At 52.4% G+C, this 16,712-nt stretch carries 10 protein-coding genes; all 10 read right to left on the bottom strand.

Going from position 1 to position 16,712, the window contains the following annotated elements; all coding sequences use genetic code 11:
* Positions 1-44 precede the first annotated feature (44 nt).
* The 10 genes from BLR44_RS17460 to BLR44_RS17415 all read right to left on the bottom strand — a co-directional run bounded on the left by BLR44_RS17460 (position 45) and on the right by BLR44_RS17415 (position 16,697).
* Entirely contained in the window at positions 45-1,604 is a 1,560-nt protein-coding gene (locus tag BLR44_RS17460) for a glycoside hydrolase (protein ID WP_176956095.1), read from the bottom strand.
* Positions 1,605-1,786: 182 nt separating this feature from the next.
* A complete protein-coding gene (locus tag BLR44_RS17455) occupies positions 1,787-3,487 on the bottom strand; it encodes a RagB/SusD family nutrient uptake outer membrane protein (protein ID WP_089684367.1) in 1,701 nt (566 codons plus the stop codon).
* Between the two features lie 18 nt (positions 3,488-3,505).
* Complete coding sequence (locus tag BLR44_RS17450) at positions 3,506-6,610, bottom strand: SusC/RagA family TonB-linked outer membrane protein (RefSeq protein ID WP_089684365.1); 3,105 nt, start codon at positions 6,608-6,610, stop codon at positions 3,506-3,508.
* Positions 6,611-7,362: 752 nt separating this feature from the next.
* Positions 7,363-10,518, bottom strand: coding sequence for a T9SS type A sorting domain-containing protein (locus tag BLR44_RS17445; RefSeq protein WP_089684363.1), 3,156 nt, complete (start codon positions 10,516-10,518; stop codon positions 7,363-7,365).
* Between the two features lie 22 nt (positions 10,519-10,540).
* Positions 10,541-12,577: a T9SS type B sorting domain-containing protein gene (locus BLR44_RS17440; RefSeq protein WP_143017352.1), complete on the bottom strand. Its 2,037-nt coding sequence runs from the start codon at positions 12,575-12,577 to the stop codon at positions 10,541-10,543.
* 371 nt (positions 12,578-12,948) lie between these two features.
* Positions 12,949-13,530 (bottom strand): IPT/TIG domain-containing protein, encoded by a 582-nt coding sequence (locus BLR44_RS29415; RefSeq protein WP_176956094.1) that lies wholly within the window; start codon positions 13,528-13,530, stop codon positions 12,949-12,951.
* Positions 13,531-13,727: 197 nt separating this feature from the next.
* The gene (locus BLR44_RS17430) at positions 13,728-14,096 is read right to left on the bottom strand and encodes an IPT/TIG domain-containing protein (RefSeq protein ID WP_176956093.1); all 369 of its coding nucleotides are present in this window, start codon (positions 14,094-14,096) and stop codon (positions 13,728-13,730) included.
* Positions 14,097-14,440: 344 nt separating this feature from the next.
* A complete protein-coding gene (locus BLR44_RS17425) occupies positions 14,441-15,064 on the bottom strand; it encodes an FMN-binding protein (protein ID WP_089684355.1) in 624 nt (207 codons plus the stop codon).
* A gap of 139 nt (positions 15,065-15,203) precedes the next feature.
* Positions 15,204-15,875 (bottom strand): hypothetical protein, encoded by a 672-nt coding sequence (locus BLR44_RS17420; protein ID WP_089684353.1) that lies wholly within the window; start codon positions 15,873-15,875, stop codon positions 15,204-15,206.
* A 156-nt stretch (positions 15,876-16,031) separates the two neighbouring features.
* A complete protein-coding gene (locus BLR44_RS17415; protein ID WP_089684351.1) occupies positions 16,032-16,697 on the bottom strand; it encodes a hypothetical protein in 666 nt (221 codons plus the stop codon).
* Positions 16,698-16,712 lie beyond the last annotated feature (15 nt).

Raw genomic sequence — 16,712 nt, 5'->3', positions numbered from 1 at the left:
AAAAAGTGATCAAACGTTGGAGGTGAAGAAACATCAGGCCGTTGTCAGCGAAGTGTGCCCACCAGGCTCGTGACCGAGCGCGGCAGAAGAATAAGGGGTTGGCGAGCGTCGTACCCGTCGGCGGGGTGCAGGCTTTGGGTTGCGTCGGTGATGTAGGGCCGCACCCGTTGCACGTCCGCGTTTTTGAAGTCCAGCGTCAGGCTCAGCGTGTCGGCACCGGGATTGATCACCACGGTCACCGACTGTTGTTGCTCGGGATGCACGAACGAAGACACGAGGACCGCCCCGTCGCTGCTGCTGGCCGCCACCCGAACCGCGCCGGGACGCACAAACCGACTGTAATTGCCCATGGCCCAGAGCATTTTGCTTTCGTGGTAGCTCCCGCCTTCCTTGGTTTTGGAAACGTACAGAAGGCCGTCTTTATAATCGTAGGGCGAAATGGCCAGCCACCAGTGCCAGGCCGACGCCTGCGCCATCACCAGATCGTTGTGCATCACCCGCGCCAGGTAGAGCGCCGCGGGCATGCCCAGGTCGCGTCCGTTTCCGTCAATCTCGCCTGCGTTGTCGCCCAGAATGCAGTATTCGGACATCCAGTAGTGCAATGGTGTGGCCGATGCCTCGATGGCCCGGGCCACTTGCTGCCGCATGGAAGCGGCCTGACCGGCGGGCGAGGTCGTGAAGTAGCTGTGTGCCGAAATGGTAGGGCTAACGTGCGAAAGGTCGCCGATGTAGTCGTCGGAGCCGGGGCTGAAGAAGGCGGCGATCTGTTCTCCGCGCTGGGGTTTGTCGTCCGTTTCGTAGAGGTAGTTGATTTTGCCGGCCTCCGCGACGTCGATCTTGACCGATTCGCCGGCCTGTTCCAGATGCCGGTTCAGGGTACGGACCAGTTGGGCAATCTCGGCATTGGTGTACGGACTTCCCTCCTGCCCGCCGTCTTTCCAGTCCCACTGCGGCTCGTTGACCGGGCTCAGGTATTGAAAGTCGATGCCCGTTTGCTGCCGGACGCCCTGTACGACGGTGGTCAGGTACGCGGCGAAGTCCTCGTAGCGGTCGGGGGCCAGGTTGGAAAGACCGTCAGACGAATACGCTTTGCGATTGCGGGTCATCGTCACGTGCGGGCTGTTGGCAAAGGCCAGAAATTGCTCGACGCCGCGCTGCTGCGCAGCCTGCAAAAACCACTGCTGCCCGGCCTGTCGGCTCCAGTCGTATGTCCCGTCCGGCTGCAGGAACGACGCGGCCCGACGCCACTCGTCACCGATGCCGCTCTCCGCCCCCTGTTCGGCACTGCCCGCCCCGATGTTGAACCGCCACAACGACAACCCGATGCCCTGCGGCTGTCCCTGCGCGTTGGTATCCAGGCTGAACAGCCGGTCGGCGAGAAGGGTTTTGGTCGCCTCGGGCCATTGCCCTACAAACTGGCAGGCCCAGGCATCGGAAGCGCCAAAGTTTTCGAGCGTCTGGTAGGTTTGGGCGGCATCGACGGTAACGGTGATTTCGCGAGCGCCGGAGCGCTCGGTCGGGGTCTGGTCGGGCGGAGGCTGGCAGCTTGCCAGCGCCAGGGCCAGACCACAACCGATGAGGGACAAAAGGAAGTTGGTGTGCATGGCGTGAGGTGCTGTGCGCAGGCGAGTACGCACCAAGCATTTCGTTACGAAAAAAGTGGAAGAAGTACCCGGGGAGGCCCTGATGTGCCCCCCGGGCATCACTCAAACAACATTGCATTGCTCTTCCAGCATGCGAAAAAGCGCCCGCGTTCGTCGGGCGAACGCTTTTCAGTCGCGGTCGGCTAGTAGCCGGGATTCTGCTCCAACTGATTGTTAGTCGCCTGAATTTCGGCCCGGGGAATCGGCAGCCAGTAGTGCTTTTCGGAGAAGCTTCGGCCTTCCAACGCTACTTTCCGCTGGAACGACAGACTCCCGTTATCCGACTTGGTAATTTCGATGCCGTAGGCAGGCACGTTTTCGGTAGTTTCGGCAATCTTCCAGCGACGCACGTCGTAGAAGCGGTGCTCTTCGAAGGCCAGTTCGATCCGCCGTTCGTGCCGGATGCGCTCCCGCATTTCTTCTTTCGACAGCCCTGCGGGCAAGGCCGGCATTTCGACGCCCGGACGGGTGCGGATGGCGTTCACGGCTTCGTAGACGCTGGCGTCGGGGCCTACGGCTTCGTTTTGCGCTTCGGCATAGCTCAGCAGAATTTCCGCATACCGGAAGTAAATCCAGTCCTGCGTCCCGGCAATGCCCCAGGGGTTCTGGATCGGCAGGTTCGGGTCGACAAATTTCCGCAGGTAGTAGCCGGTTTTCGACGTGTTCCAGTTCGACGGGCCGTCTTTGCTGTCGCGGCCGCCCGGCAGGAAGGTTTCCACCTGACGGTTGCGGTAAGGCGCGCCGTTGTAGAGGATGGTTTCGTAGAACCGCGGATCGCGGTTGGCGTACGGATCGTCGCTCATCGTCGGGTCGCTCCAGTCGAACGGCGTGCCGTCCATCATCTCGTAGTCGTCGACCAGATTTTGCAGCGGAACGTTACCCCCCCAGCCGTCGTAGCCGTTCGGGCCGTTGGCAATTTCCAGTGCGGTGTGCAGCGCGTTCAGATTATAGTAACGGGCGAAGATGACCTCCTCGTTGTTGCGGACGTCCAGAAACAGGTTGCCGTACCCGGCCTGATAGAGCGTGTAGATCCCGAGGTTCATTACGTCCTGGGCGGCCTGCGCGGCCTTCTGCCACTTGGCCGGCTCGTCCGTGCCGCCGGTGTAAAGCGGGCTGGCCGCATACAACAGCAGGCGAGAGCGCAGCGCCAGGGCCGCGCCTTTGGTGGCCCGCCCTACCTCCCAGCTTCCGTCGTTCGCGACGGGAAGCACGGCGGCCGCCTCTTCGAGTTGCCCCACGGCGTAGGTGATGCCCTCTTCGATGGAAGAGCGCACAAACAGTTCGGGCGAGGAGAAATCGTCGCCCAGCTCCGTTACCTGATCGCCGACCAACACCACTTCGCCGTAGTTCCGGATCAGGTCCTGGTACCGAAACGCACGGATAAATTTCAGCTCGGCCGTCAGCAGCGCTTTGTGGCCCGCGCTCATCTCCACTTCGCCGATGTGGGCCAGGGCGTAGTTGCACTCCCGGATGCTCCGGTAACTACGGCCCCACAGGGTCCCGGCAATGCCTGTGTTTTCCGGGGCCAGTTGGCCTTGCTGGACCAGCCAGGTATTATCGTCGTTGTTGTAGATCGACTCGTCGGTCAGCGAACTCCACAGGGCGTATTCGAACCCACGACCAAAGCCGGGCACGTTGCCGTCGCCTTCTTTGTTGGCGAGCCGTACGCCCAGATAGCGGTTGATCACAAACGCTTCGAACAGAACCGAATCGGACAGAATGGACGCATCGGACACCCGGTCGGTCGGCACCACGTCGAGGAAATCTTCCTGGCAGGACGAGACCATCCCCAGGAAGGTGCCCAGCAGGGTAATCAGGGTAAGGGGGAATGTATATTTTTTCATGTTCGGGGAAGTCGGAATTTAGAAACTGACGTTGACGCCCAGGTTGAGAATCCGCTGTTGGGGATAGAATTGCCCGCTGGTGCTGTTGCCTTCCGGATCGTAGTCTTTTACCGGCGTGATGGTGAAGAGGTTAAAGGCACTGGCGTACACCCGCAACGACGAGATTTTGAGCGGCGTAAGCACCGTGGTCGGGACGTTATAGCCCAACTGCACGGTTTTCAGGCGCAGGAACGACGCGTTGTTCAGCCAGAAATCGTTCTGATACAACCCTCCGCTCACGGCCGACGAGGCACGTTCGTCTACCCGCGGATACGTACCATCCGGGTTGGAGGGGCTCCAGCGGTTGTCGGCCCAGCTGCTGTAATAGTTGCCGATGGTACCGGATTCGGGCAGCACGTACTGACTCACCATGCCCTGCCCGGCGAAGACGGCCGAAAGGTCGAAGTTTTTCCAGCCGGCGTTCAGGGTCAGGCCGTAAGTCAGCAGCGGAATGTTGCCGTACTTGGAACGCACCTGGTCGTCGGCGTTGATTTCTCCGTCGCCGTTGTAATCTTCGTAGATCAGGTCGCCCACCTTGGCCCCCGGCACGTGCGGATACCGGCTCAGGTCGTCTTCCGTGCGGAAAATGCCGATTGTGCGGTACAGCAGGTACGTGTTGAGTGGCTGGCCCGTCTGCCGCTGGTAATCCAGGGCGCCGGCCGCCTCGTCGATGAATACGATTTCGCTCTTGGCATAGGTCCCGTTGGCCGTAATGCCGAAACTAACCGGGCCGGTGTGCTGGTAGCCCAGCGTTGCCTCCACGCCGTTGCTGTTCACCTTCCCGATGTTCTCGGACGGCACCAGCGGGACGTACGACGCACTGCCGTCGTTGTAAGGGTTTACGATTCCCGAAACACCGGGAATGGAAGCGTTGCGCGTGGTCAGGATGTCCGAGCGTTTCTGCTGGAAGTAGACCAGTTCCAACGTAAAGTTTTTGAGGAATACCGCGTTCAAACCTATGTCCGTCTTTTGGGCTACTTCCCAGGTGATGTCCGGGTTGCCCAGTTTGATCAGGTCGATGCCCGTGTGGACGTCCGAGCCGATCACGTAACGGTTCGCAAACTGGTAGTTGTCGTAGTACTGAAACAGCCCGACGTTGTCGTTCCCGAGCTGACCGTACGAGGCGCGTAGTTTCAGGTTGTTGATGAACGGAAGGCTGTTCTGGAACCAGGACTCTTCCGAAATGCGCCAACCTGCCGACACCGAGGGGAAAAAGCCGTACTGCTTGCCCTTCGGGAAGGTCGACGAGCCATCGACGCGCATTTGCACTTCGGCCAGGTATTTCTCGCTGAAGTTGTAGGCAATCCGGCTGATGTAGCTCTTGCGGGTGTAATGGTAGCTGCTGCCCCAGTTGTCGTAGTCGGTGGCGGCAGCGCCCCCCTGCGACAGTTCCGGCGTTTGCGTCGTAGGGAAGTGAATGCGGGACGCCCCGAAGGTCGATTCCCGCCGCTCGCTCTGTTCGTACCCCACAAAGGCGTTGACGTTGTGGCTACCCAGTTGCCGGTTGAAGTTCAGTTTGATGTTGGCGACCGTCTGGTTCTGCGAGTTGAACTCTTCCGACAGGGTGGCCTTCTGGTCGCTGCCCCCCACGATGGTCGGGTTGTAGGCACCGGTTCCGGACGCGTAGGTATACACGACGTAAGGCGTACTGAACGCTTTGGTTTTGTTGACGAGCTGATCGACCGAGTAGAAGCCGTCGACCGATAGTCCTTCCACAAACGGCAACGTATAGCTGGCCTTCAGAATGCCGTTGAACACGTACCGCGGGTTCTGGTTCGTGCCGCTTATGTCGGTCGCCAGCAACACGGGGTTGCTGTTTTCGATGCCCGACGAAGGCAGCCCGTTGGGATACACAGCCGCCACAGTGGGGTAAGCCCGGTAGATGGAACGGAAAATGTCGCCCGCACTGGCAATGGGGTACTGGCGATCTTCTTTGCGACCCGAGAGCGACAGCCCCACGTTCAGGTTGGGCGTAATGTTGGCGTCCAGGTTCGAGCGAACGCTGTACTGGTTGTACTTCGTCGCGCCGTTTTTGTAAAGTCCGTCTTGAAATAGCTTGCCCAGCGAAACAAAATACCGGATGTTTTCCGAGCCTCCGTTGACCGAAAGGTTGTGCTGATTTTGCAACGCCACCTGCTTGAGGGTCGCGTCCTGCCAGTTAGTATTGGGGTAATTGAGCGGATCAGCACCGGACGCAAACTGCTGAATGGCGTTCTCGTCGTACACCTGATTCATGCCCCCGTCGGGGTTGTTGTAATAGGCGATCTCGTTGCGAATCTGCGCGTAGGTCGCGGCATCGGCCATTTTGGGCAGGCGCGTCGGCGACGAAAAGCCCTGGTTGAAGCTGTAGCTGATCACCGGCTTGCCGGCCGTTCCTTTTTTGGTCGTCACCAGAATAACCCCGTTGGCCGCACGCGAACCGTAAATGGCGGCGGAGGCGTCTTTCAGAATGGTAATGCTCTCGATATCGTTGGGATTCAGGCGCTCCAGCCCGCCGATCTGGCCCGGCACGCCGTCGACCACCACCAGCACGTCGTTATTGCCCGTCGTCGCCAATCCCCGGATCGTGTAGCTCGAACCATCGTACCCCGGCTCTCCGCCGCGGTTGTTGGCAATGATGCCGGAAAAACGTCCCGCCAACGCGTTGGACAGGTTGGGTTGCGGGCTTTTCACGATTTCTTTCCCCTCTACTTCGGCGATCGAGCCGGTCAGGGTGGCCTTTTTCTGCGTGCCGTACCCTACGACCACGACCTCCTCGAGGGCCTTTATGTCTGAGGCCAGCGTTACGTTGATCGTAGTCTGCGAACCCACCGGCACTTCCTGCGTGGTGTAGCCCACAAACGAAAACACCAGAATGGCATCTTGCGGGTTAGGGATGGTAAGGGTATAGTTCCCCGATACGTCGGTAATGGTCCCTACGGACGTTCCCTTCGCCAGAACAGAGACGCCGGGAATTCCCTCTCCGGTGTCGTCAATCACGGTCCCCTGCAGGGTCGCGCTTTGCCCGAAAGCGGGCAGGGCGACGCCGATCAGGAGCATCCACATCAGGCAAAACAGCGCCTGAGTACGTACATGTTTTTGCATAGGTTGAGTTGTTATAAATAGAAGGGTTGTGCTACAGTGCATGCCACTGCACGACAGGTTCGGGCAGGCGCGAGGCGCAGAATTTCCGCAGTAGGGTACGCCTGTGTCCGGACCAGCACATGCAACGGAGAAAAGCCCTCCGCTACCCACAGCATTGGCGTGGTTCAGGGCTGGTCTGAAAAGGATATCTGGCTGACAAAGGGCGCGCGCGCGGCACGTAAAAACGGTCGTACGCGACAGGAAAAATTGCGGCAGCGAGGGGCGTAAGCGTCGTGAGGCTTCATGGGTGTAAGAAGTAGTAGATTGTCAGAAAGCGCTCTTCCCACCCCACAGAGGGCAGAGACAGAGCATGGCTCAAACCTCCGGCTTCCGACCCAAAAGCCCGGGGGGACTATCGGTAAAAAAGAGGGGAATGGCTCGCCAGAACGCCTGTATACGCCCTTTTCAGTAGATATTTGTCCTTCACCTTCAGGCTCCTCGCCATTGCATCGCCCTGCCCAATCTCAGGAACCGGCTAAAAAAACGAGCGCGTGATGTACAAGCAAAAAAAAGACGCAACCCGCGCTACGTGCGAATTGCGTCTTTATGCTGTGGAGTCGCAGGGACTTGAACCTCTATATCCTTTTTTTACGATGATTTACATAAAAATAGGCCTAACTTAGCCAAAAAGGCTATTTCTTTAATATTGTGATACACGATCTTTGTAAAGCCTATTGAATGCTGTCCGAACTGTGGGGACCACCTAACTGATCTCATTTCTGAAGGATGATATTTTTTACCATAGAGCCTTGATCCGTAATTAACACTACTCCGTAAACCCCCGAGGATAAAGATGACAAATCTACCATCAAGCGCTGGGATCGCTGATTAGGGTTTACCCAATAATCGTCCACTACTTGACCGAGTGAGTTGATTACCCTTACTTGAAACAACGGCAATTCTGGATCTGCCCATTGCAGAGTAAACCATCCTCGGGTGGGATTAGGATAGAGCATGATACCTGCTCTATCCCAGGATGGTGCAGCAGTTACTGTCTCGAATTCCACCGGAGGCGCCTTAGTAAAATCAGCAAACACACTGTCGGTGAGGGTATGAAATACGATGTTAGTCCGTACTGGCTCGTTGAAATCGAAGTAAATGTCCGCCTCATTTTCGATGCGCGTCATTTCCGGAAGCGTATCGTAAGGGTGAATGGAGAAGCTCACAAAGCCATGACTGCCCGGCTCGTTGCGTGTGGAGTCCGGCAGGTCGATGCCCGCAAAGGTCCAGGTCAGCACCGGTCGTCCCTTCCCGGAGATGTCCAGGCGGTACGGGTGTGAAGCGGCCCCTTGCTGAAACGTCGCCAGGTCCAGGCCCGCCTCGAGCGTATCGACCACAACGACCCGATAAGCCGTATCGGTACCCGTGTTCTGGAAGCGGATTTTGTAATTCAGCGCTACGTCCGGTCGTACATAGTGTTGCTCGAAACGACCAATGGGTAGGGCCAGCTTATCGTTTGGATCGAACGAATCAATGATGGGCAGGCAGTCGATTGACACTTCCTCTGGTTCATCATCGGGTGGGAGTTGGGCTACGTACCCGACACTGATTTTACCCTCGCTGTTCGTACCGCAGCCTTCCAGCGTCACGTTCGTTTGCTGTTGGTACGGATGTCCCGCTCGCTGATCTGCTTCCAGACGCACGGTCTGTCCGTTGACCGGTACCCGAAATACTAGGCTGTCATCGCCCTGCAATTTCAGCTTTGCCTGATATACCAACTGGGCGTCCAGGTAGAGGCGGTAGTTGCTACTGTCTTGCATGGCTTGCCCCTGGTTGTGGATCACAAAGCGGACAAAGCCGTTGTCTTGACATTTCCCCTTCAGTACCAGATCCGACTGATCCCAATTGGGGGCCGTCTCACGGGGATTGAGCGGGAAGATTCGCGCTTCCGTACATTGAGTCAAGCCCCGGATAGAATCAATGCCGCATACGACGGAATCAGTAATCTGAATGGTGCCCGATTGCCGCGGGTCCAGGCTGCCCAGGTCAAATACATACACATTTCCTTCTTCCACCGAACTCCAGGGAATGGTGCTAGAAATAGGCACCACGTAGTCAGGGTACTTGACTTTCACCTGTACTGGGCTAGCCGGTGCCGCCCCTTCGTTGGCATACCTGACGGTAGTGGTACTGCGGAAGCATCGGCGTCGGCGGTCGGAGGAGATGGTAGTGGTGAGGTGATGAAATGCATTCAACTTCGTTACGAAGTCAAATCCACTTGTATCAGTCGCAGTCTTATTTAACTGAACAGTATACGAAGTTGGAGAACAGAAAGATTGCTTATTAAATCCTGGAGTTTGGGTATAGAGTGGACGAATCGCATACGTACCTGTATCCACCTGTACAGAATAGCTTCCAGTTGTATCAGAAAAGCTATAATATGGTCCTGGCTCTACTACTATAAAAGACTGTGCTGCTACTTTTAAGCTATCACAGTTGTCTTGAGCTTGATAAATGACTCCCTCAATGTTATTACTTCCTTCTGATAATGCTGCAATATAATGATGAGATGATACTCCTCTACCGCTATACGATACTCCAGCTTCGTAGTCTCCAAAAGTTATGGTAAGTTGATCAAAGGTACCATTTACGTAAACCTTGTCTTCAAATGGAATAATGTTTCGGCAAGAGTACTTCTGTAGTCTTTCGCTTATAAATCCTCCACCACTAAAGTTATTATACTGAACCACATTCCCCCATTCAAAATCTCCATTTTCACTGAAGCGCACAAAAGCTAATAACCAATTTTGCCTATCATCCACATGTCCTGCTAGCTGCCAGAAATAAGGCCTAAATTTCAAGCCTATATATATCTTGCCACTTCTAACAACTGCCACCTGTGCTGAATTTTTATATCCTCCAAATCCAAACCCTTTCTGTCCAATAGTACGGCACCATATCAGTGTGCCTGTGGGTGAAAATTTCGCAATGAAAACCTTATACTTATCTGAATATTTTGAAAAATTTTTACCAAAGCAGCTCCCCCCTGTATAATAACCTATGATGATCAGGTTATCTTTCTGATCTGTAGCAACAGATTCGATATAGGTAGAAGGTGCATTTATCAATTGATGTAATCGAATCGAACCATTATCAAGAATTTGAAGTAAAACCAAATTCCTCTCGGTTTGAGGTATGGTATCCTGATTTATGACAACGGGTTTATCTGCACTATCACTCTTCCCTATCAAAAATAAACGCTTATTACTTCCTACAAAAAACTTATAAACTCCTTCACTTGAAGAAAAATCATTTAAGAAATTAGCCCAGACACATTTCCCATAGGGATCAAATTTTAGCAGCGCAAGCTTATGATTTTCTCTATTGCTGTATGTTGAGTCATTAATTAAAATGGAGTTATTGATACCGATTAATACGAAGGTATTTCCTTTATCGTCTACTGACATCTGCTCTCTTCCTCTAAACGAAGACCATATATCGCCGATTATCTCTGTATTCCAAACGACATTCCCATTCTGATCATGCTTTACTAGTAAATATGTTGTTTGATCTCTGTATAAATTGTATGGCCCAATGTCTGCAGAGTCTATAAAAGTCCCTAACGAAATCGGTTGGTCACTCGGGTCTACCTTGACATGTGTAAGATTTATATGTCGATAAGTCTTGTTCCATTCTCCAAAGCCTTGCGCGTTTTTTTTTCTGATTCCATCTGCTTCAATGTATGTGAGAGAATTTCCATCGTTGATAAATTTGATATAATGTCCTGTAGAATAAACATTACCTTCACTATCTATATCCATTCCTATTATTCCTGTGCCACTAGGACTTCCAGTAGCCCACTCCCAAGTTTGAGCTTCTGCAAATGGCATCAGCAAAATCCAAAATAGACACGTGTAATACTTTTTCATCCGGTTGCTATCGTTTTTGTAGTTATCTCAATACCTGCACCCACCCTTTGAAGCTTTCGCCGCAGTCGGAGGGGATGTCTATATGATAATAGTAGAGGCCCGCGGGGAGAGGCTTGCCTTGCTCGCCTAGTGCACGCCACTCGTTTTGGTAATCGTCGGATGTGTAAACCAGCTTTCCCCAGCGGTTGTAGATGGTCAGGCGACTTTGCGGCGTTAGTGGCCCAAAGTCGAGCCGCTCGTTTCGTCCGTCGCCGTTCGGGGTGATGATGTTGACCGCCCGAGGGGGTTGCGCAACCGTCATCCGGATTGAGTCTCGTACGGTGCACGAGCCTTGGGTAGCTTCGACCCAATAGGTACCGGAGGTGTCCACTTCGAGATGAGGCGTCGTCGCCCCCGTCGACCAGCGATAGGTAACTCCGACTTCTGCTTCCATTGGCACGATATAAGGCGGAGGGCCACAGAATTGCATGGCTTCCGGCAAGTCCATCTTTGGAGAAGGTAGTTCGGTAACCCTGAACGCCTGCGCGGTCTCACACCCTTGCGCGTGACGAGCAATCAGTTCGTATGGCCCCGCTTCCGGCAAAGTGTAGGGAAGCGAGATAGCCGTTTCCGTGCCATGATGGACAAGGATGTACGAGGTGTTCTCTTCCGGGGGAAATGACAGTACGAACGTGTCTCCGGCACAGATTACCTGATCCGCTATTTCCAGGGTGGGACGAGGGCTCACTTCGAGCGCTACCTGCGCAGAGTCGACACACCCTCCTCCCCGATCCACACGCACCGTATAGACAGTCGTTTCCTTCGGACTCGCCATTGGCCGGGCGCTCGTCGGATCGTGCAACCCTTCCGTCGGGCTCCATTGGTATGTCAGCCCCCCCGTGGCCCACAGGAATACCGAATCACCAGCACATAGCGTTTGGTCCTCGCTTACCTGGAACGGTCGCAACACGGGCGCCTGAATCTGGTCCGATACGCCCAGAGATAACGGCGCGGTGACCGGGATCGTGGTGAAGGTCGGCTCCGCGGCATCGGGCTGTTCAATGACCGTGATGCCACACCCACCCGCCTGGCATACGTAGAGGTTGCCGTCCGGGGCCAGTTCCAGCTGACCCAGCCCCTGTGGCGTACCGCTACAGTTCTCCGTCGCCGGCGGAATTGTCCAGGAATCGATTTTTCCGCTGATCAGGTCGTAGCGAAATAGATTGGGATTGACCACGTTGCCGAACAGGTCACGGTTATTGAAGTCGGTACAGTAGACTTTGGTGCCGTCGGGAGAGAACTCCAGTCCGTAGAGCCCGGTATCCTGTAATTTGGTGCCGCTGACGTAGCTGGGGAAGGGCACGGTCCGGGCGTTGGCCACCTCTCCCGAGGCAGGATCAAAATCACCTACCCAGAGCCGCTGACGGTAAGTGACTGCGTAACCGAGGTGTCCCTGGTAGTAGTCCAGTTCTCCCCGCCCGCCCGACGCGTCCGCATCGAACGGAGCGATGAGGATAGACGCTTCAATACCTTGTTCCGTCACCCGGAAGCGCACGAATCCCTCGTCGCGTCGATACGCCAATAGCCAATAGTCGTTGCTGCAGGGGATGGGAACCACCTCTAGACCTTCGGCATGGGAGCGGGTATCCAGCGATTGATTGAGAAGAATGACGTCCCCCGCTCTGTTGCGCTTTGTCAGATCCACGACGGAGAAAAAAAGCGGCGCCTGCGCCTGGTCGTCGTCGCTCAGTTGATTGTAAATAAGGTAATAGCGGGACAGCGATCCGGGGTCCGGACAGATGGCAATTTCAGTGGCTGAGGGATCGGCGAAGATGCCTTCCGAGCCCGGCATGCGTTCGCCATTCCGGTCATATACCCCACGGGCGTTGACCCAAAGGATGACGTTGCCCAAACTGTCTTCCAGTTGCGCAATGCCTTCGCCTACAGAACCGCCCGAGCCCTGGTCCAACGGTCGCACGGTAGGCGGCTCCGTCGCAAAATCCAGTTCGACGATTTGTTGTGTGCTGTTGAAATATAGGTGTTGAACGGAGGACTGCCCCCACCCGAGATGCGACAGCAACAGGCACAGGAAACTCCAAAATAGCCCACGCCGGGAAGGCTGCTCGCGCACGATCAAAAAGCTAGCTGGTTCGATGAATCAGTCGGCAACTTAGGAAAACTCAAGGCTTATCAGGACGCTTTCTATTCCTATTCCTTACATCACGCGACTCTTTGTGTTCCTTCTGAACATCAGGTATTAGAGCACCGAGATCATTTTGACGACCTGGCCTCGCTCAGTTTGAAATAAGACGCTATAGAGACCCGGCCGCGCAGAGGCGGGTAACGTCACGTAGTAGTGCTCCTGATTTGCTGTAAAGGAAACTTGCAGCGCTTGCACCAGTGCATTATAGATCCGCCAACCCTCTATATCGAAATCGGCCCGGCTCAGATCTACCGTGAAGGCACCCCGGTTCGGGTTGGGATACAATGCAAGGGCTTTAGCGGGGGGAGTACATCTACGGTAAATACCGAGGAAGAGGTACTGCGTCCACCCACCCCTGTGATGGTTAAGGTGCCCGTTTGCGCTCCTTTAGGCACCCGCACTTCCAGGGTACTATCCGTTGCCTTTGTCACCTGGGCTTCCACCTGCTGTTCCCAGGGTCCGAACCAGACCGTATTGGCTACCTCGTAGGTACCGAAAGCTTGTCCTTTTAGGGTTACGGTTGTTCCCACACTTCCCTGCGGAGGAGTAAAGGACAACAGCACTGGATGTGGAATAATGACCAAAGGGCGAGGGCTATCGGTTACTCCCCCCGGCGTTTCGATACTGACCACGCCACTCTGCACATTCTCGGGTACTTGAACGGCTACTTGGTCAGTCGTAGCGGTCAACACTTTTCCGGCTACGGTTCCGAACCTTACTACATTACGGGAAGGCTCCTGCGCAAAGTTTTCCCCTGACAACGTGATTACCTCTCCTACTCGGCTTGTGTCTTTACTTATCCCGTGAAGCTGTGGCGGATACCATACCACAAATCGTTGGGAACTTGTGGTTTGTGCTCCTCGTGCCCACAACTGTACCACTCCTGTTTGGGACGTCTCCGGCACTTGCACCAGTAGCGTACGATCGCTGGCCTGTAGTACCGGGCTTTCTCCCCCCACAAACAACACGGTGTCGGTGGCAGAAAACGCTGCCCCTGTACCGTGACATGGACTCCCACGCGTCCTTCCTAGGGAGTAACGGACTGGAGTTGTGGCGGCAAATACACCTCGAACGGACGATCACTCCCCCCCGCCCCGTGCCTGGTTTCCACTTCCAGGCGTCCGGTACGCGCAGTGGAGGGCACCCGGACCTGTAGTAAGGTATCGGAGACGCTCAGCACCTCGGCGGTTTCCCCTTGGAAGCGTACGGTATTCTCACCCGGCAGCGTAGAAAAATGCATGCCGTGGATCAGCACCAGACTGCCCGGCCGTCCGGCCTGCGGCGCAAACGAGGTAATCTGAGGACTAATGACGACATCGTCAGCCTCCAGGCGGATGGAATCTACGATCTCTCCTGGTATGTCATAGATGCGGTTAAGGGTGCTGTTCGTGCGCACAGGCTCGTTGTAATCGAAATAGATGTCGCCGTAGTTTTCAATGACCGTCTTCTCAGGCAGGTCAATGGTTTGATCGAAAAGCGCAGGTATCCGTGACTAGCCTGTTCATTATGTGTGGAGTCCGGCAGGTCAATCCCCACAAACGTCCAGGTCAGTACCGGCTGACCTTTTCCGCTGATCTCCAGTCGGTAGGGACGAGAGGCAGCGCCCATCTGCAACGTGACTACATCCAGATGAGCTGACAGCGTATATAGCCACATTTTGATTTAAATTTAAAACTTGTGGCGGACTGTCTAGTCCCCACCAAACTTTCCTGACCGATGAAACCCCATTCATAGCAATTATTAGTGCAAGTATGTTTCATACCTAGAGAGTCCTTCGTTTAGCATATTCACAACTCCTTTACTGGTAATCGTAGCGCCAGAAATACCATCAACTCTTTGTTCTCCATCTAGAACTAATTTATCGTTTTGGTATAAAGAGAAGCTTTGTGTAAAATTTACATTCGTTTCAATGAAGTTGGATTTGAATGTCTGACTAGTTATTTCTGCTCCAAAAATCGGGGCTTCATTTCGATGTTCAAACTTAATATCCAGTACTTTCATGGTGTTTTTATCAATCACCACTTTAGCCCATATTTTATTCCAGTGTCCATCTCCATAAATAGGCAATATGATTTTCGAAGAATTCTTAATTTCAAAGATTGGAAGCACCTCTTGCTCTTCTTTATCAATATTTTCATGATATATTCTTAATGCCTCATTTTTCTCAATAAACTTGACCTTTTCCCATTCTAATGCCTTGAAAGAAAATAATGAGTCTAGGTCTGTTTGATAATTAGAATTGGGATCAACCATTTCCCCCAATTCCAGGCCTATTTGATTAATATTGATTTGGTATTGAGCAAGTATTTGAAGACTTGCCAGATTGAAGAGAACAAATAATAAAAATATATTGGTTTTACTCATGCTTAATTTGCGCTAACGGTTTGGGCTATGCGTAGTTGCGTGGATTAGCCCTAAACTCAGCAAGTACACACCAGCTGAAAATCCTCGCGGATTTTTAGAAGTAGACGATAACAAGCAATTACTTGTAGCCAGTTATTTTTTAAAAATCAGCTTCATATCCGTGTCCATTTTTCCCATAAAAAGTCAACCATTTTGCTAAAGAGTAAACGATATGTAATTTACTTTCTATAGTTTCCTCGTCAGCATCTGGTGGTATTTTTTGGTCTTTCAGATGTTCCAAATTATTTTCTTTGGCAATTTTTTCAGCCACAGACATTAATCTGTTTCCATAGTCTAATGTGTCTTCTGCTAATTTAGTTTCCCAAGCTTCATTCGCAAGGTCTTCTCCAATTATATCAACGCAGTCAACAAGAAATTGTCCTCTGAAAACATTTTCATCCTGTCCCAAAGAAATGTAGCAGGGAACACCATCTTGTTCTTTTGCAAGAGGAATAACATAAAAACCTTGATGTTCTTTCAAGAATTCTTCCCAAGACGGCTTTTTTTCTAATTCCTCGTATTTTTCTTTTAACCATTCCTCAGCTTCTTGGTCTCTTCCGACCATTGGTGCTTTAATAGTTTCATAAGTTGGGATTTGATTTTCAAACCATTCTTGAATCAATTCATTTTTTGTGGGAAACTTTTTCCCTTTTAGCTTGTCCCAAAAAGTGGGTTTCGGAATATTATCCGATTCCACCATTTTAAAAATTTCGATATACCTTTTTTCAAATCCTTTTTTTGGTTTTCCTAAAGGTCTCATATCTAATCCCATATTCTTAGTTTTAATTGGCTACAACGACCGAAGCAAGCTGCTGGGCCGGGTTGTTGGCGTTTCTTTTTCGTGTTTCAATTTTGGCACTTGGAGCAACTAGCTATTTGTACTAATTTTAGAGGCCTTGCAGCTGCTTATTGTTGTGGGCAGTATTCACTACTTTTCAATTATACTTAAAACCTTTAGCTCGTCTATCCTCAAGTCATACCACCTTTTGTCAGTCCTGATTGTAATTTTTATTTCAGTGTCTCTTTCATCAACTTCCTTTCCGTAGTCCCACCAAGTTGTCCCGGTTAATTCTTTAGATACAATTAATCTCACTTCTTCGCTGCAAATCCACTTACATAAAGAAGATACCAACTTTTTAGAACTAGGAAGTTTGGAGTTGTAAATTATAAGTCGTTCACTTGAGTCCATGTCCTTTGGATAACACTGTAAAAGTGTAACAAAAGAAGTATTGAATGTGAGCGTGAATTTTTGGTCAAGTTGTTTTGAAACGTACAATAGCTGTCCAAATTCATTATTACTTAATTCATAAGGTTTGTCCAAACCACCTTTCTTATTTAGAATTGTTGTCAATGACTTAAGCAACGTTATCGTGGTGTACTTACGATAATTAATGAATCTTTTTAAAGCGTCTCGGACCTCATACTTAACTGACTTAGAGGAATAATTAATACTTAAGAGGGTTAAATGTTCGTCATTTGTTAATCCAGAAGTCACAGGATCCAATTTATACACCCATTCCTCAAATTCACTAACTGTTATTTCCTCCTCAATTAATTTGAAGTAGTGATTTCCAATTTCAGTTAATTCCAGCATTCATTTCAATTAATA

The organism is Catalinimonas alkaloidigena (assembly GCF_900100765.1).
Classification (GTDB): domain Bacteria; phylum Bacteroidota; class Bacteroidia; order Cytophagales; family Flexibacteraceae; genus Mooreia; species Mooreia alkaloidigena.
The sequence above is the reverse complement of the archived record's forward strand: the minus strand, read 5'-3'. Positions and strand labels throughout refer to the sequence as shown.

Coding starts and splice junctions, on each gene's coding strand:
- BLR44_RS17460 (WP_176956095.1), bottom strand. CDS start 1,604: ATGCACACCAACTTCCTTTTGTCCCTCATCGGTTGTGGTCTGGCCCTG.
- BLR44_RS17455 (WP_089684367.1), bottom strand. CDS start 3,487: ATGAAAAAATATACATTCCCCCTTACCCTGATTACCCTGCTGGGCACC.
- BLR44_RS17450 (WP_089684365.1), bottom strand. CDS start 6,610: ATGCAAAAACATGTACGTACTCAGGCGCTGTTTTGCCTGATGTGGATG.
- BLR44_RS17445 (WP_089684363.1), bottom strand. CDS start 10,518: ATGAAAAAGTATTACACGTGTCTATTTTGGATTTTGCTGATGCCATTT.
- BLR44_RS17425 (WP_089684355.1), bottom strand. CDS start 15,064: ATGAGTAAAACCAATATATTTTTATTATTTGTTCTCTTCAATCTGGCA.
- BLR44_RS17420 (WP_089684353.1), bottom strand. CDS start 15,875: ATGGGATTAGATATGAGACCTTTAGGAAAACCAAAAAAAGGATTTGAA.
- BLR44_RS17415 (WP_089684351.1), bottom strand. CDS start 16,697: ATGCTGGAATTAACTGAAATTGGAAATCACTACTTCAAATTAATTGAG.